Raw genomic sequence first — 21,937 nt, 5'->3', positions numbered from 1 at the left:
CATTACGTAAACGCACGAGGAGCACCATGGCACACGAGGAAGACGCGCTCGAGCACGAGAGGGCTTCATGGAAGCCTTCCGCCGGGCTCGCGGTCGCGGTCCCCGACCCCGTGGAGAACCCGGGTCTCCCGGGACACCGCCACCGCATGACCGACCAGGACCCGCAGGCGATGAAGCGGGCCGTCCGCACGGTCTACACCCTGTTCTACTTCTCGGTCGCCGCGAGCATCTGGGCGAGCATCGCCTACATGATCTTCCCGATCGAGTCGGGCGCGCTGATCGACATCCGGTACAACAACCTCTTCATCGGACTCGGCATCGGATTCGCCCTGCTGGCGATCGGCGTCGGCACCATTCACTGGGGCAAGTCGGTCATGTCCGACAAGGAGTACATCGAGGACCGCCACGCGACCCGTGGGCGCGACGAGACCCGCGAGGGTGCAGTCAACGTCTTCGTCGAGGCGAACAAGGACTCGGGCTTCGGTCGCCGCGAGATCATCCGCAACTCGCTCTTCGCTGCCCTCGCCGCCTCGATCATCCCGGGTATCACGCTGTTCCGCGGCCTCGCACCCCAGGATGCCGACCCGGTGAAGCTGCTGAGCCACACCATGTGGAAGGAAGGCTCGCGGCTGTCGCACGACCCGTCCGGTCGTCCGATCCGCGCGGCCGACGTCACTCTCGGCTCCGCCTTCCACGTCATCCCGGAAGAGCTCGCCGGCCTCGGCCACGACGAGGGGTACCTCGAAGAGAAGGCCAAGGCCATCGTGCTGCTCATGCGTCTGCAGCCCGAGCAGCTGAACCCCGAGACCAACAACATGGACTGGACGTACGACGGCATCGTCGCGTACTCGAAGGTCTGCACGCACGTCGGATGCCCCGTGGCTCTGTACGAGCAGCAGACCCACCACCTCCTGTGCCCTTGCCACCAGTCGCAGTTCGACGTCGCCAACGGTGCGGCCGTCATCTTCGGCCCGGCTGCCCGTCCCCTGCCGCAGCTCCCCATCACCGTCGACGCCGAGGGCTACCTCGTCGCGCAGAGTGACTTCCACGAGCCCGTCGGCCCCAGCTTCTGGGAGCGCAAATGAGCATCGGTACTCACCCCACCGAGAACGTCACGACCGAACCGGCCGTCTCGTCGGGCCCGCAGCCCGCGGGACGCGACGGCAAGCCGCTCGGAGGCCGCTTCGTCGGCGCCGCGGCCAACTACCTCGATGAGCGCACGAGCATGTCGGGCATCGTCAAGGAGCTGGGTCGCAAGATCTTCCCCGACCACTGGTCGTTCATGCTCGGCGAGATCGCTCTGTGGAGCTTCGTCGTCGTCCTGCTGTCGGGCACGTTCCTGACGTTCTTCTTCCAGGCCTCGATGGTCGAGACGCACTACAACGGTGCGTACGAGCCGATGCGCGGCATCGCGATGTCTGCGGCGATGGAGTCCGCGCTGCACATCTCGTTCGACCTGCGTGGCGGACTCCTGGTCCGCCAGATCCACCACTGGGCGGCGCTGGTGTTCGTCGCCGGTATCGGCGTGCACATGCTGCGCGTCTTCTTCACCGGCGCGTTCCGCAAGCCTCGTGAGCTCAACTGGGTCGTCGGTTTCATCCTCTTCATCCTCGCGATGGCCGAGGGCTTCACCGGCTACTCCCTCCCCGACGACCTGCTCTCCGGCAACGGTCTGCGCATCATCGACGGCATGATCAAGGGCCTGCCGATCATCGGCACCTGGACCTCGTTCCTGCTCTTCGGCGGCGAGTTCCCGGGTACCGCGATCGTCGGTCGCCTGTACACGTTGCACATTCTTCTGCTGCCGGCCATCCTGGTCGCGCTGCTGGCCGTGCACCTCATGCTGATGATCATCAACAAGCACACGCAGTTCGCCGGCCCCGCCCGTTCGAACAGCAACGTCGTGGGCTACCCGATGCTCCCCGTGTACGCGTCGAAGATGGGCGGGTTCTTCTTCATCACGTTCGGCGTCATCGTTCTGATCGCCGCACTCGTGACGATCAACCCGATCTGGAACTACGGGCCGTACGACCCCTCCCCCGTCTCCGCCGGTACCCAGCCCGACTGGTACATCGGATTCGCCGACGGCATGCTGCGACTCATCCCGCCGCACCTCGAGTTCGTCCTGTGGGATCACACCTTCTCGTGGAACATCATCATCCCGGTCGGCGTCCTGGGCCTGTTCATCGTCCTCGTCCTGGTCTACCCCTTCATCGAGGCGTGGATCACGGGCGACACCCGCGAGCACCACATCGCGCAGCGCCCCCGCAATGCGGCGACCCGCACCGCGATCGGTGCCGCCGGCGTGACGTTCTACGCGGTCATGTGGGCCGCAGCATCGTCGGACATCATGGCCACGCACTTCCACCTCACGATGGAAGGCGTCATCCACGCGCTGCAGGCGCTGTTGATCCTCGGGCCGATCCTGGCCTACTTCGTCACCAAGCGCATCTGCATCGCGCTGCAGAAGAAGGACCGCGAGATCGCTCTGCACGGCTACGAGTCGGGTCGCATCGTCCGCCTGCCGGGCGGCGAGTACATCGAGGTGCACCAGCCCGTCGACGAGTACGAGCGCTGGAAGCTGGTCGACAACGAGACCTACGAGCCGCTGGTCGTGCGTCCCAACGCGCAGGGTCAGATCCCCTGGTACGCGAACTTCCGCGCGGGTGTGTCCCGCTGGTTCTTCGAGGACCGTCTCGCCCCCCTCTCGCAGGCCGAGATCGACGCCGCCGTGGCGCACCAGCACCACGAGCTCGATCACATCGAGCACGAGGAGATCGACGAGATCGCCGGAGCGAACGCTCGCGCCGACGAGGACGGTCGTCCGCACATGGCGATCGGTGAGCGCGCTGAGGTCGAGCTCCCGGCCCCCAAGGGTCTCGAAGAGAAGAACCGTCCCGACGGCGACAAGAGCGAGTGATCGCCTCATGAAACCCCGGTGCTTCGGCACCGGGGTTTCGTCGTTCGTGGGCGCCCTCCGCACCCTGCCCGGGCTCGCACACCGTCGGCCTCTCTACGTGCCGGTGCCTGGGGCGCTGACGCGTCGACACGAAGCATCCGTCGGATTGGCAGGATGCCAAGGGTGCGTGGCATCCTGGCCCTCCCCCGCTGCTCCAGCGGCACCATAACGTGGGGGCATGACGAGCACTCAGGAGTACTTCGCGGCCAGGCTCGCCGCGGAGACCGATCCCTCGGACGTCTACGCGGCACAGAAGGCCGGCGATCGCTTCGTGCTCGTCGACGTGCGCGGCGCCGACGCGTGGCGGCAAGGGCGGGTGACCGGAGCTGTACACCTCCCCTACCGCGAAATCGCCGAGCGAGCTCCTCTCGAGATCCCGAAGGATATGCCGGTCGTCGTCTACTGCTGGAGCCCCGGCTGCAACGCCGGACAAAAGGGCGCTCTCGCCTTCGCCTCGCTCGGCTACAGCGTGCGCGAGATGATCGGCGGCTACGAGTACTGGGTTCGCGAAGGGCAGCCCTTCGAGAACGACGAGGGGCCGTGCGAGCGGGTGTTCGACGCCACGGTCATGGTCGTTCACCCGCGCTGAACAGCACGAGTGCCGCGAAGGAACTACCGAGCGGGCTCACCGCCGGCGTCGGGGCCGGAATACCCCACGACGCGGTCCCTCAAACTCGAGAAGTCGCCGAAGCTCACTCCCAGGGCCTGGGCGAGCTCTGCCGGCGTTCCCACCCAGACGGTGCCATCGGGGTCGGGAACCTCCTCGGGCGCGTGCGTCTCGGCGGGAACGATGTACATGGGGCTGCCCTGCGGATTGATCACCATCATCTTCCCGGCCACGCACAGACCGAAGATGAACTCCACCTCCTCCGGTCCCAGCGCCGCGTGATCGATCCTGCCCGTCACGGGTTCCTCCTGAGACAGGCCGTCGAGCTGCAGATCGGTCAAGTGGCCGTCGAACGCGAGGGCACCACCGTCCGACCTGCGGCTGAGCTCTCCGGACTCATCCGGCAGAACCAGGCCCTCACGGACGAGGAAATCGGCGAGTCCGACCCTGTCGGCGTCTACGAGGTCATCATCGTGGACGCGCATGAACATCAAGGAGAATCCCACACACGAAGGGTACCGCCGAGGGCCGCCCGCGGTCCGGCGACAGGGAACAGGCGTGCCGGTGACACGCGAGATGGCGCGGGAAAACGCGCCGAGGTCACGCCGTCTCGACGTCCTCGGCGAACCATCGCGCCGCGGACCCCGAGAACACGGGCTCTCCGGCGATCGATTGATCGTCATCGACGACGTCGCAGACGACGACCGTCACGTTGTCGCGCGTTCCCGCCTCGAGAGCGAGCGCCACAGCCGACGCTGCGGCCGAACGCGGGTCGTCCGCCTCGGCGATGAGTCGGGCCACGTCCGCCTCGGGCACGTAGTCCGTCAGCCCGTCGCTGCACAGGACCCAGCGGTCGCCCACCAGGGGAAGACGCTCGGCGACCGAGACCACATCTCCCTCGGCACCGCCGAGAGAGGCCGTGATGATGTTGCGCCGGGGATGCGCGGCCGCCGCTTCCGGCGGAATGATGCCGTGGTCGACGAGAGCTTGCACGTAGGAGTCGTCGCGGGTCTCACGGCTGAACTCGCCGTCGCGCAGAAGATAGGCACGCGAGTCGCCGGTGTGCGCGAGGAGCAACTGCCCCTCGACGCCCAGGAACAGACCCGTGAAAGTCGTCGCCATCCCCTGAAGCGCAGGGTCTCGCTCGACGTGCGCGCGAATGTCCCAGTTCGCCTCGCGGATGCGGACCAGAAGTCCGTCGGCGTCGATCGCGCTTCCCCGAGTCGCCACGAGGCGATGGATGAGCGCCGCGGAGGCGAGATCGCCCGAGGGGCCTCCCCCGACGCCATCCGCGACCGCCGCACCCCAGGACGCCACGAACGCGGCGTCCTGGTTGGTGGGACGGTGGGCGCCGGCGTCGGAGACGGCGGCCGTATTCAGCCGAAGGGGCACAGGATCAGCGAGCGAAGTACCCGCGGTAGTACTCGTAGACCCAGCCGACGATGGCGACCACGAAGACGAGGAAACCGATGGGGACCATCCAGCTGCCGACGGCGAGACCGATCACGGCGATCGCCGCGGATGCCGCGAGGACGATGGGCCACCACGACCACGGGCTGAACTCGCCCATCTCGGGGTCGCCATCGTCGATGTCAGCGGTCAGCGTGTCCTCCGGAAGCTCACCGTTCTGCGCCTTGAGCACACGGCCCACGTAGAAAGCGATCATCGACGACATGAGGCCGAGGAAGACGAGGGCAACCGTTCCGACCCACTCGACGCCGCCGTGCTGGATCAGGCTCCAGACCGTGTAGACGGCGGCGATGAAGAATCCGAAGCCCGCGAGGAGCCACCAGAGTCCGACATTGGTACGCATCGTTTACTTGACCTCTCCAGCGGCCGCGTCGACGACGGGCGTATCGGGTGCATCCTTGGCCGGACCCACGCCGACCGGGATCCCGGCCTCGGGGTGGTTCAGGTCGAAGGCGGGGCGCTCGCTACGGATACGCGGGATCGAGGTGAAGTTGTGGCGCGGCGGCGGGCACGAGGTGGCCCACTCGAGCGACGCTCCATAACCCCACGGGTCGTCGACGGTGACACGAGGCGCCTTGCGAGCCGTGATCCACACGTTCAGCAGGAACGGGATCATCGAGGCACCGAGGATCATCGAGCCGATGGTCGAGAGCTGGTTCTCCCACGTCCATCCGTCGGCCGCGGCGTAGTCGGCGTAACGACGCACCATACCGTCGACACCCAGCCAGTGCTGGATCAGGAAGGTCATGTGGAAGCCGATGAACAGCATCCAGAAGTGCACCATGCCGAGACGCTCGTTGAGCATCTTGCCGGTCCACTTCGGCCACCAGAAGTAGAAGCCCGCGAACATCGCGAACACGACCGTGCCGAAGACGACGTAGTGGAAGTGCGCCACGACGAAGTACGAGTCCGACAGGTGGAAGTCCAGCGGGGGCGAGGCGAGGATGACGCCGGTCAGACCACCGAAGACGAACGACACGAGGAAGCCGAGGGCGAAGACCATCGGCGTCTCGAACGTGACCGATCCTCGCCAGAGCGTTCCGATCCAGTTGAAGATCTTCACGCCCGTGGGCACGGCGATGAGCATGGTCATCAGGGCGAAGAACGGCAGGAGCACGCCGCCCGTGACGTACATGTGGTGAGCCCACACGGCCACCGACAGAGCCGCGATCGCGATCGTGGCGTACACGAGGGTCTTGTACCCGAAGATCGGCTTGCGGCTGAACACCGGGAAGATCTCCGAGACGATGCCGAAGAACGGCAGCGCGATGATGTACACCTCGGGGTGGCCGAAGAACCAGAACAGGTGCTGCCAGAGGAGCACGCCGCCGTTCTCCGGGCTGTAGATGTGGGCGCCGAGCACGCGATCGGCGGCGGCGGCGAAGATCGCTGCAGCCAGCACGGGGAACGCGAGCAGGATCAGGATGCTCGTGATGAGCGTGTTCCACGAGAAGATCGGCATGCGCCACATGGTCATACCGGGGGCGCGCATCGTGAGGATGGTGGTGATGAAGTTCACCGCGCCGAGGATCGTTCCGAAACCGCTGATGCCGAGGCCCAGCATCCAGAGGTTTCCGCCGACGCCCGGAGAGAAGCTGGCGTTTGCCAAGGGCTGATAGGCGAACCAGCCGAAGCCCGCCGCACCCTGCGGCGTGAGGAAGCCGGAGACCGCGATCGTCGAGCCGAACAGGAAGAGCCAGAAGGCGAACGCGTTCAGACGCGGGAACGCGACGTCCGGAGCGCCGATCTGCAGCGGGAGCAGGGCGTTGGCGAAGCCGGCGAACAGCGGAGTCGCGAACATGAGCAGCATGATCGTGCCGTGCATGGTGAACAGCTGGTTGTACTGCTCTTTGGTGGGGATGATCTGCATGCCGGGCTCGAAGAGCTCAGCGCGGATGATCAGGGCCATCACGCCACCGAGCATGAAGAAGATCACCGAAGCGATCAGGTACATGTACCCGATGGTCTTGTGGTCGGTGGAGGTGATCCACTTGACGACCAGGTTGCCCTTCTGCTCGACACGCGAGGTGCTGAGCAGAGCGGCTTGACGCGGAGGGAGAGTCGTCGGGCGAGAAGTGCCCTTCTCCTGAAGCGGAAGCGTCGTGGCCATGATCACTTGTTCCCTTCGGCGCCAGCCGTTGTGAGGTTCTGCAGACGCGACAGATCACTGATGTCGCCGACGTCGCCGGCGGTGCGGAGCGAAGCGAGGTAGCTCTCGTACTCGGCGTCGCTCACGACCTTGACATTGAAGAGCATGGCGGAGTGGTACTCGCCGCACAGCTCCGCGCACTTGCCTTCGTACGTGCCTTCGCGAGTCGGCGTGAAGGACCACTCGTTGTCGCGACCGATGTACATGTCTTTCTTGTACAGGAAGTCGATGATCCAGAAGGAGTGGATGACGTCGCGCGAGCGCAGATCGATCTTGACCTTCTTGTTGACCGGCAGGTAGAGGGTGGGGACGTCCTCGAGGTCGTAGCCGTCGGCCGTCGCCTTCGCCTGCACACCCATCGAGTACACGGCGTCGGAGTTGTCTTCCTTCGTGCCGTTGTACTGGAAGTCCCACGCCCACTGCTTGCCATAGGCGGTGATGGACACGTCGGGGTTGTCGTACTGCGTCTCGAGGGTGTTCTGGTCGCGCGCCGTGAAGGCGAAGAAACCGATGACCAGGATCAGCGGGACGATCGTGTAGAAGATCTCGACCGGCATGTTGTAGCGCAACTGGACCGGGAGACCCGACTGCCCCTTACGGCGACGGTAGGCGATGACGGCCCACAGCATGAGGCCCCACGTGATGACACCCACGGCCAGCAGCACGATCCAGGAGTTGACCCAGAGACCGGCGACCATGTCGGTGTGGTTGGTGGCAGGCGTGCCGTCATCGACGAAGCCGGGCAGGAAGCCGTGCAGCTGGGTCGTGGTGCAGCCGGAGAGGAGCGCGACGGACGCGATCCCGACGGGGAGCGCAGCCCAGCGGAGGCGACGTTTGGAGGGCACAGTGCACCTTTCCGGGTCGTGGATGAAGCTTTGACAGTCTACGGCAACCTCTCACCGTTCTCAGGCCATTCGTCCAGTGCCGAGACATCGAAAACCCCCGGAATCCACGGTGTGATCCGTGGTTCCGAGGGTCCCCGAAAACGGTTTACGGACGGCGCGCCGAGCTCAGTGGAAGCTGTCTCCGCACGCGCACGAGCCCTGCGCGTTGGGATTGTCGATCGTGAAGCCCTGCTCCGAGATCGTGTCCTTGAAGTCGATGCTCGCACCGTCGAGGTACGGCACGCTCATGTCGTCGACGATGACCTCGACGCCGTCGAAATCGACGACCTTGTCGCCGTCGAGGTAACGCTCGTCGAAGTACAGCTGGTAGATGAGGCCGGAGCAGCCGCCGGGCTGAACGGCGACGCGAAGACGCAGGTCGTCGCGGCCTTCCTGCGACAGCAGGCTCTTGACCTTGTCGGAGGCGGCCGCGGTCAGGCCGACGCCGTGCTCGCGGGTGTCGGCGGCGGACGACAGTGTGGTGTCGGTCATGGCGATGCCCTTCGGTTGATCGGTCGCGGGGACGCAACGATTCTACGCCCGTCCCGGCCCCGCGGCCTCGGTCAGATGGTGCGCGCGTTCAAGCGGGTCAGCAGGAGCGCCTCCGACACCACCGCGTTGCGGAAGGTGTCGAGGTGCAGGGACTCGTTCGGACTGTGCGCGCGAGCGTGCGGATCCTCCACGCCGGTCACCAGGATCTGCGCGCCGGGGAACTCGCGGACCAGGTCCGAGATGAACGGGATCGATCCGCCGATGCCGACGTCGACGGACGCCACGCCGTACCCCTCGGCGAACGAGGCTCGGGCATCCTCGACCGCCCAGCCGCTCGTGTCGACGAGGAAGGCGTCGCCGCAGTCGATGTCGCTGAACTCCAGGTGGGCGCCGAACGGCGCGTGCGCGCGCAGGTGCTCCTGGATCGCGGCGAAAGCCTCTTCGGCGCGCTGCCCCGGCGCCACCCGGGCGCTGATGACCACACTCGTCTGCGGGGACAGCGTGTTGGATGCCGAGGCGACGGGGGTGGCATCCCATCCGGTGATCGTCACGGACGGCTTGTTCCAGATGCGACTCAGGATCGAATCGCGCCCGATGGGCCTGACACCCTCGAGCAGGCCCGATTCCTCGCGCAGGGTCGACTCGTCGTACGCCGGGGTCTCCGCGTCGCGGACGTGCAGGCCCTCGACGGCCACGGCGCCGTCGTCATCCCACAGCGTCGCCAGGAGCTTCACGGTGGCGAGCATGGCATCCGGTACCGCTCCCCCGAGCATGCCCGAGTGGGACGCGTGCTCGAGGGTCCGCACCGTGAGGGTGAAGCGGGCATTGCCGCGCAGCGACACCGTGAGGCCCGGGGTGCGATCGTCCCAGTTGCCGGAATCGGCGACGACGATGACGTCGGAGCGGAGCACGTCGGCGTTGTCCGCGAGGAACTGTGCGAACGAGCGGGACCCGTACTCCTCCTCGCCCTCGATGAAGACGGCGATGCCGAGATCGAGGTCGTCGCCCACGACCTCCGCGAGGGCGCGGATCGCCGCGACGTGCGCCATCACGCCGGCCTTGTCGTCGGCGGCGCCGCGACCGTACAGACGGCCGTCGCGGACGGTCGGTTCGAACGGCGGCGAGTCCCACAGCGCCTCGTCGCCGGGAGGCTGCACGTCGTGGTGCGCGTACAGCAGCACCGTCGGGCGACCGTTCTTCGGCGCGCGCGAGGCGAGCACCGCGGGCTGGCCGAGCTCGTCGGTGCCGGGGATGGCCGCGCGTTTCACCTCGACGCGATCGAACATCCCGGTGCCCCGGAACAGCTCGGCCACGGCATCCGCGCTCTTCTCGAGAGCGGACTGGTCGAAAGCCGGCCAGGCGATCGAGGGGATGCGGACGAGGCCGCCCAGGTCGGCGAGGGCGGAAGGGATGCCGGCGGCCGCGGCGTCGCGCACGGCATTCTGCAAGGACACGTCGGGGGTCATGCGGGTAATCTTAAATCTCCCGATCAGCGAGCTCTCGAGGTTTTCCGTGGCTAAGTCCCCCGCCCCCGCCCCCAACGACACTCCCGTCGACCCGACGGAGACCGGTTCGGGCAAGGGGCGCGCGACGCCCTCGCGAGCCGAGCAGGAGGCCGCTCGCAAGCGCCCGCTCGTCCCCGACACCAAAGAGGCCAAGGCCCGCGCCCGCGCCGAGCTCGCGGCCCAGCGCGAGAAGGCGCGCGTCGGCATGGCCGCCGGCGAAGAGCGCTACCTGCCCGTCCGCGACAAGGGCCCGCAGCGCCGGTTCGCCCGCGACTTCGTGGACGCCGGCTGGCACCTCGGCGAGGGCGTCATGCCGTTCATGCTCATCGTCATCCTGCTGACGGTTCTGCCCGTGCAGTTCTTCCAGTACTGGGCGTTCGTGGCCCTGTGGATCTTCATCCTTTTCGTCATCGGCGACATGATCATCACGTCGATCCGCGTCAAGCGCGCGGCGAAGGACAAGTTCGGCGAAAGCAAACTCGAGAAGGGGCTCGGCTGGTACGCCGCGATGCGCACGGTCCAGATGCGCTTCATGCGCCTGCCGAAGGCACAGGTCAAGCGCGGGCAGTACCCGGTCTGACCTCAAGAGATTCCGACAAGCGGCGTGCCCTCGGGGCGCGCCGCTTCGTCGTTCGCCCCACTCGCGCGACCGCGGGGACACGCGTGTCGCTCACCGCGCGTGCGGCAGCGGGCGCGCGGCCCGACCGGGACCCCGTGCGCATCGCTCACCGCGCGTGCGGTAGCGGGTGCACCGCTTCGCCTTGCCGTGCGCGGCGTGCGTGCTCACACGCGCCGGGCTCAGCGCGGACGGGCGAGACCCCGACTGATCTGCCGCGCCCAGAGCGGTCCCCGGTACAGGAAGCCCGTGTAGCCCTGCACGAGGTTCGCACCAGCCGCGAGGCGCTCGCGCACGTCGTCGGCGGTCTCCACTCCCCCGGCGGAGATCACCACGAAGTCCGCGGGGACGGCCGCACGGACCAGCCGCAAGACCTCGGCTGCGCGAGCCTTCAGCGGCGCCCCCGAGAGACCTCCGGCTCCGGCCGCCTCGACCTTCGCGGCATCCGTGGACAGCCCCGTCCGCGCGATCGTCGTGTTCGTGGCGATGAGACCCGCAAGACCTGCGTCGACCGCGAGACGAGCGATGTCCTGCACCTCGTCGTCGTCGAGGTCGGGCGCGATCTTGACCAGAAGTGGGGTCGGGCCCGCGGCATCCTGAACCGCCGTCAGAAGCGGACGGAGCGTCTCGACCGCCTGCAGACCGCGCAGGCCCGGAGTGTTGGGAGACGAGACGTTGACGACGAGGTAGTCGGCGAGCGGAGCGAGGAGACGGGCGCTGCGCACGTAGTCGGTCGTGGCGTCCTCCACGGCCACCACGCGACTCTTCCCGATGTTGACGCCGATGACAGGGCGCCGTCGCGCACGGCGGAGCCGGCGGAGCTTGGCGGCGGCGGCGCCGGCGCCGTCGTTGTTGAACCCCATGCGGTTGATGACGGCGCGATCGGCCACGAGCCGGAAAAGGCGGGGCTTCGGGTTCCCCGGCTGAGCGAGAGCGGTGATCGTCCCGACCTCGACGTGACCGAAGCCGAGCGCGCCGAGCCCGCGGACCATCGTGACGTTCTTGTCGAAGCCCGCCGCGACGCCGAAGGGCGAGTCGAAGCGGAGTCCGAGAGCGTTCACAGCGAGTTCGGGCGTGGGCGCTGTGAGACGACGGACCACGGATGCCACGGGCTCGACGCCCGCGACACGGATGACGAGTGCACCGAGGTGGTGGGCGAACTCGGGGTCGAGACGGGTGAGGACCGTGCGGAAGAGAAGGGGATACATCCCCGTCAGGCTACTGGACGTCGTCCGTAGCACCGCTCGCCGGCACCGGACGGTGGGCATGGTCGGCGCGCAGCTGCGCGATCGCGGTGTCGAAGTCGTCGAGGGATTCGAAGGCCTGGTACACGCTCGCGAAGCGCAGGTAGGCCACCTCGTCGAGCTCCCGCAGGGGCCCGAGGATCGACAGTCCGATCTCGTTCGCATCGATCTGCGACGACCCGGTCTGCCGAATGGCCTCTTCGACCTGCTGAGCGAGCATCGCGAGGTCGGCGTCGGTGACGGGGCGGCCCTGGCACGCCTTGCGCACGCCCGACATCACCTTCTCGCGGCTGAACGGCTCGACGACACCCGACCGCTTGATGACGTTCAGGCTCGCCGTCTCGACGGTCGAGAACCGCCCCCCGCACTTCGGGCACTGGCGACGCCGGCGGATGCTGAGGCCGTCGTCGCTCGTGCGCGAGTCGATCACCCGGGAGTCGGGGTTCCGGCAGAAAGGACAGTGCATGTGCTCGCCGACCTACTCGGGGAAACGGGCCGTGACGGCTTCGCCGTGGGCGGGCAGCGCCTCGGCCTCGGCGAGGGTGACGATGGCCTCGTGCACCGTGCGGAGCGCCTCGCGGTCGTACTCGATCACCTGCTGCGGGCGGAGGAAGGTCGCCGCGGACAGGCCCGCTCCGTAGCGCGACTGTCCGCCGGTGGGAAGGACGTGGTTGCTGCCCGCGAGGTAGTCGCCGAGGCTGACCGGGGTGTACGGGCCCACGAAGACCGCACCGGCATTGACGAACTCCTCGGGGCGAGGGTCCGCGAGGTGCAGCTCGAGGTGCTCGGGTGCGTAGGCGTTGCTGAACGCCGTTGCCTGCGCCAGATCGTCGACGAGGACGACCGCGGACTGCGGACCCTCGAACGCGGCGGTCACCCGCTCCCCGTGTCGCGTCGCAGCCACGCGGGTCGGCAGAGCCGCCCGAACGGCGTCGGCGAGAGCGGGCGAGTCCGTCACGAGCACGGCGGACGCCTGCTCGTCGTGCTCGGCCTGGCTCACGAGGTCGGCCGCGACGAGGTCGGCGTCGGCGCTGTCGTCGGCCACGATGAGGATCTCGGTCGCTCCGGCCTCCGAGTCGGTGCCGACGCGTCCGGCCACTGCCCGCTTCGCGGAGGCGACGAAGTTGTTGCCCGGCCCCGTGACGACGTCGACCGGATCGAGTCCGAGGCTGGCGACACCGGAGGCGAACGCCCCGATCGCGCCGGCACCGCCCATGGCGTACACCTCGGTGACCCCGAGCAGACGCGCCGCGGCGAGGATCGCGGGGTGGACCCGTCCCCCGAACTCCTTCTGCGGCGGGGAGGCGAGAGCGATCTCACGGACGCCCGCCACCTGCGCCGGGACGGTGTTCATCACGACGCTCGACGGGTAGACGGCCTTTCCACCCGGGACGTACAGCCCGACGCGTCGCACCGGCTGCCAGCGCTGCGTGACGCGGGCACCGGGACCGATCTCGGTCACGACGGGGGCGGGCACCTGGGCGGTCGAGGCCGCGCGCACGCGGGCGATCGCCTCTTCGAGCGCGGAACGCACGGCCGGGTCGAGGGCGTCGAGAGCCTGGTCGAGGTGCGCCGCGGGGACCGCGATCGCGTGGTCGGTCACGTGGTCGAACTGCGCCGCCTGCTCGCGAAGAGCCTCTTCACCGCGGACAGCGACGTCGTCCACGATGCGAGCGGCGATGATGAGGGCTTCGTCGCGCGCGCTGTCGGCGCGCGGAACGACCGCGAGAAGCTCGGCGGACGAGAGGACGCGGCCGCGGAGATCGATGGTACGGAGCATGAGACCAGGCTACCGGCCGACCACGAGCCGCCCTCCGCTGTGGAGGACGGCTCGCAGGCGGCACTCAGCCGCGGGTGACACCTGAGACGTCGTGCAGGTACCCGATGCGCCCGTCGTCGTGGCGGATGACGAACGTCTCACCGCGGTCTTCGATGACGAGCGCCCACGCGGACGGTCCGATCCGGAAGATCGGCGTGCCGTAGTCGTCGACGACCTCACGCTCGACGGGTGCCAGTGCCCAGAAAGCCTGCGCGGCGGGGTGCGCGGGCTCCGTCGACAGGTCGTGGAGACGAGTGAGCACGTCCGTCGGGTGATCGTCGGCCCCGTGGGCGTGGTCGACGCCCGCGTCGTTCGTATCGGTGTCCGTCTGCCCCGCGATCGCCTGCGCGGCGGGAGCACGCTCAACGCTCGGCAGGACCGAGGTGGGCGGGTCGGCGGGAACCGTACGAGGGCCTTCGGTCGAGCGCACGTAGTCTCCGGGAGCGCCGGCGTCGACGCCGTCGGACGGGGCCGACGCCGCATCGGGGGCCGCGGCGGACGCCGAATCCGGTGCCGAGCGACGCGTGGGCCGGGGCGCGACGGGGCGCGGCACGACGGGTCGGACGGGACGGGCGTTGCGGTGGGCGGGCACCTCTTCACGGCCGGCGAAGTCGGCAGCGAACGGCGGGAGGAACGGGGCGACGACCGTCAGGACGACACCCGCCACCATGAGGATCGCCTCGACCCAGACGACCCAGGAGCGCACCCATCCCCCGGTGTCGATCGCGATGGACACCGTCTCCCAGAGCCACGCCACCCAGACGAACGCCGCCACCGAGAAGGCGACGGAGGCGAACTGGTCGATCCCGAGCGACCCGACACGTCGGATGCCCTGGGGCGACAGGCGTCGGAGGACGACGAGCCCGACGGCCACCGTGGGGAGGGCGACGGCGGCGATCCACCAGAGCCCGGAGACCCACACGTTGCTGCCGCCGACGAGGACTCGGGCCGCGCCGGTGACGTTGTTGTCGGGGAAGAAGGACACCAGGAAGGCGACGGCCCAGATCCCGAGAAGGGCGACCTCCCGGACCGAGAAGGGCCCGACCCCGTACGACACCGCACCGGACGCGGATGCCGTGGCCGGCAACGAGACCCCGTGGGTGTTCACGTGGGAGCGCGCGGACAGCTGCGTGTCGGACGAGACAGCGGAGGCGTCGTCCGAATCGAGGTCGGTGTCCTCGGTCTCGCGCGGGGCGGCATCGCCATCGTGCGACGGCACCATGGTCGAGCGCGCGAGGCGGGGGCCGGAGCCCTCCGGTGCGCCGGACGCCAGGGGGCCGTCGGCCGCGGAGTCCGCGGGCGAGACGGGGTCGTCAGTGCGATCGGTCACGATCTTCCTTTCCGAGGGCACCGCAGCGCCCTGTTCGGTCTTCGAGCGTTCCGCATCGGCATCCTGCCGGAACTGCCGTGCGATTCCACGCGATTCAGCCCAGGCAGTTGGGCCCGAGCAGTCCCTTCAACTCGCCGAAAAGGTCGGCGGTCACGCGAACGGGCAAAGGCACCTCGAAGACCTTTGCCGTCCCACCTTTGTGAAGCTTGAGAAGCACCTCGGTATCGCCCGCATGCCGCTGCAGGGTCTGCGCGAGCTCGCCGATCAAGGCTTCGTTCGCACGCTGCTCCGGAACCACGAGCGTCAGACCGCTCGCCGCGTCCATCCCCTCGAGGTCGGGGGCGAACGCGGACTGGGCGTGCAGGTTCAGGCCGTCGTCGCGTCGCGAGACGCGCCCGCGCACCACCAGGATCGAGTCGCCCTGCAGGATCGGCGCGAACTCGGCGTAGGTCTTCCCCATGAACATGACGGTGACCTCGCCGTTGAAGTCCTCGACGGTCACCATCCCGTAGGGATTTCCGCTCTGCTTCGCCACGCGGTGCTGCACGCTCGTCAGCAGGCCCGCGACCGTGACCTGATCGCCGTCCTGCACGTCTTCGGAGGAGAGCAGGTCGTGGATCGAGGTCGACGCGTGCTTCGCGAGCGGAACCTCGAGGCCCGCGAGCGGGTGGTCCGAGACGTAGAGCCCCAGCATCTCGCGTTCGAACGCCAGCTTGTCCTTCTTCGTCCATTCGGGACGCTCGGGAACCTTCGTCACCTGCTGCGGCTCGTCCCAGAGGGAGTCGAAGTCGAATCCGACTTCGCCGTTGGCCTCGCGCCTCTTGTCGCTCACCGCGCCTTCGCAGGCGTCCTCGTGGATCTCGAGGAGCGCGCGCCGGGTCGAACCGAGCGTGTCGAAGGCGCCGGCCTTGATCAGCGACTCGACCGTGCGCTTGTTGGCGACGTGCAGGGGCACCTTCGCCAGGAAGTCGTGGAACGAGGTGTACTTGGCATCCTGCCGGGCGGCGACGATCCCGTCGACGACGTTGGCACCGACGTTGCGGACGGCACCGAGACCGAAACGGATGTCTTCGCCGACGGCGGCGAAGAAGCGGATCGACTCGTTGACGTCGGGCGGCAGCACCCGGATGCCCATGCGCCGACACTCGTTGAGGTAGACCGCCATCTTGTCTTTCGAATCGCCCACGCTCGTCAGCAGAGCGGCCATGTACTCGGCGGGATAGTGCGCCTTGAGATACGCCGTCCAGTACGACACGAGCCCGTAGGCGGCCGTGTGCGCCTTGTTGAAGGCGTAATCGGCGAACGACTCGAGCACTTTCCACAGGGTCTGCTGAGCGACCTCGCCGTAGCCGCGCTCGGTCATTCCGCCGAAGAAGATCTCTTTCTGCTTGTCGAGTTCGCTCTTCTTCTTCTTGCCCATCGCGCGGCGGAGCAGGTCGGCTTGACCGAGGGTGTAGCCGGCGACGCGCTGCGCCACGGCCATCACCTGCTCCTGGTAGACGATGAGGCCGTAGGTCGTGTCGAGGATGTCGGCCAGCGGCTCCTCGAGCTCGGGGTGGATCGGCTCGATCTCCTGCTGCTTGTTCTTGCGCAGCGCGTAGTTGATGTGCGAGTTCACGCCCATGGGGCCTGGGCGGTACAGCGCGAGGACGGCCGAGATGTCTTCGAAGTTGTCGGGACGCATGAGGCGCAGCAGCGACCGCATGGGCCCGCCATCGAGCTGGAACACGCCCAGCGTGTCTCCCCGAGCGAGCAGTTCGTACGAGGCCGCGTCGTCGAGGTCGAGGTCTTCGAGCACGAGAGGGTGGCCGCGGTTGGCTTCGATGTTGTCGAGGGCGTCGTTGATGATCGTGAGGTTGCGCAACCCCAGGAAGTCCATCTTGATCAAGCCGAGCGACTCGCACGCGGGGTAGTCGAACTGCGTGACGATCTGGCCGTCCTGCTCGCGGCGCATGATCGGGATGATGTCGATGAGCGGCTCGCTCGACATGATCACGCCGGCGGCGTGGACACCCCACTGACGCTTGAGGTTCTCGAGCCCGAGAGCGGTGTCGAACACCGTCTTGGCCTCGGCGTCGGTCTCGATGAGGGTGCGGAACTCGCTCGCCTCTTTGTACCGCGGGTGCTCGGGGTTGAACATGCCGTCGAGCGGCATGTCTTTGCCCATCACGGCCGGGGGCATGGCCTTGGTGAGCTTGTCGCCCATGCTGAACGGGAAGCCGAGCACGCGCCCCGCGTCTTTCAACGCCTGCTTCGCCTTGATCGTGCCGTAGGTGACGATCTGGGCGACGCGCTCGTCGCCGTACTTCTCGGTGACGTACTGGATGACCTCGCCGCGGCGGCGGTCATCGAAGTCGACGTCGAAGTCGGGCATCGAGACGCGGTCGGGGTTGAGGAAGCGCTCGAAGATGAGGCCGTGCTGCAGGGGGTCGAGATCGGTGATCTTCATCGCGTACGCGACCATCGAGCCGGCACCCGAACCACGCCCGGGTCCGACGCGGATGCCGTTGTTCTTCGCCCAGTTGATGAAGTCGGCGACGACGAGGAAGTAGCCGGGGAACCCCATCTGCAGGATCACGTCGGTCTCGTACTCGGCCTGCTTGCGCACCGCGTCGGGGATACCGCCCGGGTAGCGGTCCTGCAGGCCGTTCTCGACCTCTTTGATCATCCAGCTGCCCTCGGTCTCGCCCGGGGGAACGGGGAAACGGGGCATGTAGTTGGCCGATGTGTCGAACTCGACGTCGCACCGCTCGGCGATGAGCAGCGTGTTGTCGCAGGCCTCGGGGTTGTCGCGGAAGACCTGCCGCATCTCGGCCGGTGACTTCACGTAGTAGCCGTCGCCGTCGAACTTGAAGCGCTTGGGGTCGTCGAGGGTCGATCCCGACTGCACGCAGAGCAGGGCGGCGTGGCTCGTCGCATCGTGCTGGTGGGTGTAGTGCAGGTCGTTGGTGCCGAGCAGCGGGATGTTCAGGTCTTTCGAGATCTTCAGCAGGTCGCCCATGACCCGCCGCTCGATCGACAGCCCGTGATCCATGATCTCGGCGAAGTAGTTCTCTTTGCCGAAGATGTCCTGGAACTCGGCCGCGGCGGCGCGGGCCGCCTCGTACTGCCCCAGCCGCAGGCGGGTCTGCACCTCGCCGGAGGGGCAGCCGGTCGTCGCGATGAGCCCCTTGCTGTAGGTCTGCAGCAGCTCGCGGTCCATGCGGGGCTTGAAGTAGTACCCCTCCATGCTCGCCTTCGACGAGAGGCGGAAGAGGTTGTGCATGCCCTCGGTCGTCTCGGACAGCAGCGTCATGTGGGTGTAGGCACCCGAACCCGACACGTCGTCGCTCTGCTGCTCGGGAGAGCCCCATCGCACGCGCGTTTTGTCGGAGCGGTGCGTGCCGGGGGTGACGTAGGCCTCGATGCCGATGATCGGCTTGATGCCCGCATCCTTCGCGGTCTTGTAGAACTCGTAGGCCGCGAAGGTGTTGCCGTGGTCCGTGACGGCGATGGCAGGCATGCCCTGCTTGACGGCCTCTTGAACCATCGGGCCGATGCGCGCTGCGCCGTCGAGCATCGAGTACTCGCTGTGCACGTGAAGGTGAACGAAGGAGTCTGCTGCCACGTATCGAGTGTACGTTCGGCCTCCGACATCGCGTCCGCAAGTTCGAAGCGGACCCCCAGGTCTCCCCGCGCGTCGCTGTCGGACTCCCGCACCGCTCGCCCGACGACTGGGCTACGGTGAGCGCGTGCCCACACCCGACTTCGTCCTCGAACTCCGCCGTCTCGTCGGCACCCGACCGCTCCCGCTGGTCGGCGTCACCGCCGTGATCGAGCGCGACGGCGCGGTCCTGCTCGGCCGACGCAGCGACAACGGGCGGCTCACCCCGATCACGGGGATCGTCGACCCGGGCGAAGAGCCGGCCGACGCCGCCGTGCGCGAGGCCGAGGAGGAGGCGGGCGTGCGCATCCGCGCCGACCGGCTCGCCTGGGTGCACCAGATCCCCCGGGTGACCTACGCCAACGGCGACCAGAGCGACTACCTCGATCTCGTGTTCGCCTGCACCTGGCTCTCCGGCGACCCGGAGCCCGTCGACGGCGAGATGACCGAGGTCGGATGGCATCCACTCGCGGACCTCGACGCCCTGCTCGACGAGGAGATGCGGGCCCGGGTCCGCGCGGGACTCACGCCGGGGCCGGCGCGCTTCGAGCAGACCGCGCCGCGGCCCTGACGCGGGTCAGAGCCCGTCGCGGAGGATCTCGAGCGCGTTCGCGAGGTCGGCGGGGTACGCGGATTCGAAGCCGACCCGCTCCCCCGTCGCCGGATGCGTGAACGCGAGTCGGTGCGCGTGCAGCCACTGCCGCTCGAGCCCCAGACGCGCGGAGAGCGTGGGGTCGGCCCCGTAGAGGGGGTCGCCGACACAGGGATGCCGATGAGCCGCCATGTGCACCCGGATCTGGTGCGTCCTCCCGGTCTCGAGATGGATCTCGAGCAGTGACGCGCGCGGAAACGCCTCGAGGGTCTCGTAGTGCGTCACGGAGTCTTTCCCGTCAGGGATCACCGCGAACTTCCACGAGTGATGCGGGTGTCGACCGATAGGCGCATCGATCGTTCCCGACAGCGGGTCCGGGTGCCCCTGGACGACCGCGTGGTAGATCTTGTCGACCTCGCGCTCTTTGAAGGCGCTCTTGAGCAGCGTGTAGGCGCGCTCGGTCTTGGCGACCACCATCAGCCCGCTCGTTCCGGCGTCGAGACGGTGCACGACGCCGCGACGTTCGGCAGGTCCGCTCGTGGCGATGCGGAACCCGGCCGCCGCCAGCGCCCCGAGGACGGTCGGTCCCTCCCATCCCACCGAGGGGTGGGCCGCGACACCGGCGGGCTTGTCGACGACGACGATGTCGTCGTCGTCCCACACGATGCCGAGGTCCGCGACCTCGACGGGCACGATCTCGGGCTCGCGCTTGGGCTCCCACTCGACGCTCAGCCACCCGCCGGCCCGGAGGCGGTCCGAGCGGGACACCGTGCGGCCGTCGACGCTCACGCCCCCCGCGTCGGCGATCTCGGCGGCGAAGGTCCGCGAGAAACCGAGCATCTTGGCGAGCGCCTGGTCGACGCGCGTCCCGTCGAGCCCGTCGGGAACGGGCAGGTTCCGCGACTCCATGTCAGCGGGGACCGGGGTCGGTCGTCGCGTCGACGCTGCCGTCGGAAGACGGCGCTTCCGCCGCGCGCGAGGCACGCGTCTCGCGGGTGCCGTCGAGGCGGAGTCCGAAGAGCACGAGGAGCGCGACCGAGATCATCATCGAGACGATGAACACGTCGGCCACGTTGTAGATGGCCGGCATCATCCACGGCGTCGAGATGAAGTCGACCACGTGTCCCACCGGGAAACCGGGTTCGCGGAAGAGCCTGTCGCTCAGGTTGCCCAGCACACCGCCGAGCAGAAGGCCGAGCACCACGGCCCACAGCCGCGAGCGCACGCGAGTGACCGCCAGGAAAAGGATGACGCACGCAACGACGGCCAGGGCGATCGTGAAGATCCACGTGACGCTCTCACCGAGCGAGAACGCCGCACCGGGGTTGCGCACGAGGTACAGCTGGAGCGCCTCACCGATGACCGGGACGACACGCTCGGGAGGGAGGTTCTCGATGGCGATCATCTTCGCCAACTGGTCGGCGGCCAGCACCACCACCGCGAGGATCGCGATGAGGGTACTGGCCGCCGCCGAACGCAGGGGAGGTCGACTGCGCAAAGAGTCGGCCTACAGACCGATCGCCGACACGGGCGTGGAGCCCGACGACGACGCGGTGGTGTCGAGGTCGCGGAGCTGACCCTCGATGTACGAACGCAGCTGCGAACGGTAGTCGCGCTCGAAGTTGCGCAGCTCGGTGATACGCCCCTCGAGGGTCACGCGCTCCTTCTCGAGACGCGCGCGCTCCTCGCGGCCCTTCTGCTCGGCCTCGGCGACGATGGATGCCGCCTGAGCCTGCGCCTCGCTGATGAGCTGGTCGCGCTGGGCCTTGCCCTCGGCGACGTGCTCGTCGTGAAGGCGCTGAGCGAGCTCGATGATGCCGGCGCTCTGCGCGGCGGGAGCCGTGTCGGCTTCGGCGGCGGGGGCCTCGGCGACGGGTGCGGGCGCCTCGGCGACGACGGGCGCGGCCTCCTTCGGGGCCTCGGCCACCGGGGCCGCAGCGGCCGGAGCCGCCTCGCCGGACTCGTAGGCGGCGAGCTTCGACTTCAGCTCGTCGTTCTCGGCGATCGTCTTGCGCCACTCGACGACGATCTCGTCGAGGAAGTCGTCGACCTCATCGGGGTCGAAACCCTCCTTGAAGCGCACGTGCTGGAACTGCTTGGTGACGACGTCATCGGGGGTCAGTGCCATGGTGTTTCCTCTTTCGAGAGCTCTGAGTGGGAACTGCGGGGGGTGTCGCACCGGGGCGTACCGCTTCGGAACAGCATAGCCGCCGCCCTCGACCGGTGTCGAAGGGCGACGGCGTGAGAGGTCACAGAGTCGACAGGGACCGCGTGACGCTCAGCAGCAGGAAGCACAGGAACATGGTGATCGCGAATCCGAAATCGAACGCGATCCCCCCGATGCGCAGGGGCGGAATGAAGCGACGGATCAGCTTGATCGGCGGATCTGTCACGGTGTAGACGATCTCGGCGATCACGAGAGTGGCGCCACGAGGACGCCATTCTCGATTGAACATCGGGATGTACTCGAGCACCAGACGCGCAAGCATCAGCACGATGTAGATGAAGAGGAGCGCGCTGAGAATCGAGCCGACCAGGCTCAGGACGGCCACGATCGCTTACTGTGACGCGAAGGGCGCGACCTCGGGGTCGGCCTGCGCGATCGCACCGTCTCCGGAGACGGCGAT

At 68.0% G+C, this 21,937-nt stretch carries 21 protein-coding genes; 5 read left to right on the top strand and 16 right to left on the bottom strand.

Going from position 1 to position 21,937, the window contains the following annotated elements:
* Nucleotides 1-26 precede the first annotated feature (26 nt).
* The 3 genes from qcrA (at nt 27) to NS220_RS01325 (ending at nt 3,548) form a co-directional block, all read left to right on the top strand.
* Nucleotides 27-1,085: a cytochrome bc1 complex Rieske iron-sulfur subunit gene (qcrA, locus tag NS220_RS01335; protein ID WP_058622311.1), complete on the top strand. Its 1,059-nt coding sequence runs from the start codon at nt 27-29 to the stop codon at nt 1,083-1,085.
* Complete coding sequence (gene qcrB, locus NS220_RS01330) at nt 1,082-2,920, top strand: cytochrome bc1 complex cytochrome b subunit (protein ID WP_058622310.1); 1,839 nt, start codon at nt 1,082-1,084, stop codon at nt 2,918-2,920. Before qcrA ends, qcrB begins: the two co-directional genes overlap by 4 nt.
* Nucleotides 2,921-3,137: 217 nt before the next feature.
* Nucleotides 3,138-3,548: a rhodanese-like domain-containing protein gene (locus tag NS220_RS01325; RefSeq protein ID WP_058622309.1), complete on the top strand. Its 411-nt coding sequence runs from the start codon at nt 3,138-3,140 to the stop codon at nt 3,546-3,548.
* A 23-nt stretch (nt 3,549-3,571) separates the two neighbouring features.
* On the opposite strand, the gene NS220_RS01320 is transcribed toward NS220_RS01325, so the two are convergent.
* The 7 genes from NS220_RS01320 to NS220_RS01290 all read right to left on the bottom strand — a co-directional run bounded on the left by NS220_RS01320 (nt 3,572) and on the right by NS220_RS01290 (nt 10,027).
* Nucleotides 3,572-4,072, bottom strand: coding sequence for a hypothetical protein (locus tag NS220_RS01320; protein ID WP_081322922.1), 501 nt, complete (start codon nt 4,070-4,072; stop codon nt 3,572-3,574).
* Between the two features lie 94 nt (nt 4,073-4,166).
* A complete protein-coding gene (locus tag NS220_RS01315) occupies nt 4,167-4,958 on the bottom strand; it encodes a PP2C family protein-serine/threonine phosphatase (RefSeq protein ID WP_058622307.1) in 792 nt (263 codons plus the stop codon).
* Nucleotides 4,959-4,962: 4 nt separating this feature from the next.
* Nucleotides 4,963-5,379: a cytochrome c oxidase subunit 4 gene (locus NS220_RS01310; RefSeq protein WP_058622306.1), complete on the bottom strand. Its 417-nt coding sequence runs from the start codon at nt 5,377-5,379 to the stop codon at nt 4,963-4,965.
* Nucleotides 5,380-5,382: 3 nt separating this feature from the next.
* Nucleotides 5,383-7,146 carry an aa3-type cytochrome oxidase subunit I gene (gene ctaD, locus NS220_RS01305; protein ID WP_043361752.1) on the bottom strand — a complete coding sequence of 588 codons (1,764 nt, stop codon included), beginning with the start codon at nt 7,144-7,146 and terminating at the stop codon, nt 5,383-5,385.
* A 2-nt stretch (nt 7,147-7,148) separates the two neighbouring features.
* Entirely contained in the window at nt 7,149-8,030 is an 882-nt protein-coding gene (gene ctaC, locus NS220_RS01300; RefSeq protein ID WP_081322921.1) for an aa3-type cytochrome oxidase subunit II, read from the bottom strand.
* A gap of 165 nt (nt 8,031-8,195) precedes the next feature.
* Nucleotides 8,196-8,561: an iron-sulfur cluster insertion protein ErpA gene (gene erpA / locus NS220_RS01295; RefSeq protein ID WP_013583176.1), complete on the bottom strand. Its 366-nt coding sequence runs from the start codon at nt 8,559-8,561 to the stop codon at nt 8,196-8,198.
* 71 nt (nt 8,562-8,632) lie between these two features.
* Nucleotides 8,633-10,027: a dipeptidase gene (locus NS220_RS01290; RefSeq protein WP_058622304.1), complete on the bottom strand. Its 1,395-nt coding sequence runs from the start codon at nt 10,025-10,027 to the stop codon at nt 8,633-8,635.
* 46 nt (nt 10,028-10,073) lie between these two features.
* Between NS220_RS01290 and NS220_RS01285 the strand changes: the two genes are divergently transcribed.
* Nucleotides 10,074-10,646 carry a DUF3043 domain-containing protein gene (locus tag NS220_RS01285; RefSeq protein WP_013583178.1) on the top strand — a complete coding sequence of 191 codons (573 nt, stop codon included), beginning with the start codon at nt 10,074-10,076 and terminating at the stop codon, nt 10,644-10,646.
* A 218-nt stretch (nt 10,647-10,864) separates the two neighbouring features.
* Here NS220_RS01285 and NS220_RS01280 read toward each other — a convergent pair whose 3' ends face one another.
* From NS220_RS01280 to dnaE, 5 genes are all read right to left on the bottom strand, one after another.
* Nucleotides 10,865-11,890: a quinone-dependent dihydroorotate dehydrogenase gene (locus NS220_RS01280; RefSeq protein WP_058622303.1), complete on the bottom strand. Its 1,026-nt coding sequence runs from the start codon at nt 11,888-11,890 to the stop codon at nt 10,865-10,867.
* A 10-nt stretch (nt 11,891-11,900) separates the two neighbouring features.
* Nucleotides 11,901-12,392, bottom strand: coding sequence for a transcriptional regulator NrdR (gene nrdR, locus NS220_RS01275; protein ID WP_058622302.1), 492 nt, complete (start codon nt 12,390-12,392; stop codon nt 11,901-11,903).
* A 12-nt stretch (nt 12,393-12,404) separates the two neighbouring features.
* Entirely contained in the window at nt 12,405-13,706 is a 1,302-nt protein-coding gene (hisD, locus tag NS220_RS01270; protein ID WP_058622301.1) for a histidinol dehydrogenase, read from the bottom strand.
* A gap of 64 nt (nt 13,707-13,770) precedes the next feature.
* Nucleotides 13,771-15,075 (bottom strand): hypothetical protein, encoded by a 1,305-nt coding sequence (locus NS220_RS20495; protein WP_242864488.1) that lies wholly within the window; start codon nt 15,073-15,075, stop codon nt 13,771-13,773.
* A gap of 94 nt (nt 15,076-15,169) precedes the next feature.
* Nucleotides 15,170-18,634, bottom strand: coding sequence for a DNA polymerase III subunit alpha (gene dnaE / locus NS220_RS01260; RefSeq protein ID WP_058622363.1), 3,465 nt, complete (start codon nt 18,632-18,634; stop codon nt 15,170-15,172).
* Between the two features lie 172 nt (nt 18,635-18,806).
* Here dnaE and NS220_RS01255 point away from each other — a divergent pair, with 172 nt between their 5' ends.
* On the top strand, nt 18,807-19,289 hold the full coding sequence (locus NS220_RS01255) for an NUDIX domain-containing protein (protein ID WP_058622300.1): 483 nt from the start codon (nt 18,807-18,809) through the stop codon (nt 19,287-19,289).
* A 6-nt stretch (nt 19,290-19,295) separates the two neighbouring features.
* Here the strand turns inward: NS220_RS01255 and NS220_RS01250 are convergent, their stop codons facing one another.
* From NS220_RS01250 to NS220_RS01235, 4 genes are all read right to left on the bottom strand, one after another.
* Nucleotides 19,296-20,219 (bottom strand): RluA family pseudouridine synthase, encoded by a 924-nt coding sequence (locus NS220_RS01250; protein ID WP_058622299.1) that lies wholly within the window; start codon nt 20,217-20,219, stop codon nt 19,296-19,298.
* 1 nt (nt 20,220) lies between these two features.
* Entirely contained in the window at nt 20,221-20,808 is a 588-nt protein-coding gene (gene lspA / locus NS220_RS01245; RefSeq protein WP_058622298.1) for a signal peptidase II, read from the bottom strand.
* Between the two features lie 9 nt (nt 20,809-20,817).
* On the bottom strand, nt 20,818-21,438 hold the full coding sequence (locus NS220_RS01240; RefSeq protein WP_058622297.1) for a DivIVA domain-containing protein: 621 nt from the start codon (nt 21,436-21,438) through the stop codon (nt 20,818-20,820).
* Between the two features lie 121 nt (nt 21,439-21,559).
* The gene (locus tag NS220_RS01235) at nt 21,560-21,862 is read right to left on the bottom strand and encodes a YggT family protein (RefSeq protein WP_058622296.1); all 303 of its coding nucleotides are present in this window, start codon (nt 21,860-21,862) and stop codon (nt 21,560-21,562) included.
* Nucleotides 21,863-21,937: the final 75 nt, after the last annotated feature.

Source organism: Microbacterium testaceum, assembly GCF_001476655.1.
GTDB classification, from domain to species: Bacteria; Actinomycetota; Actinomycetes; order Actinomycetales; family Microbacteriaceae; genus Microbacterium; species Microbacterium testaceum_C.
This window is presented reverse-complemented; position numbering and strand designations above follow the sequence as displayed.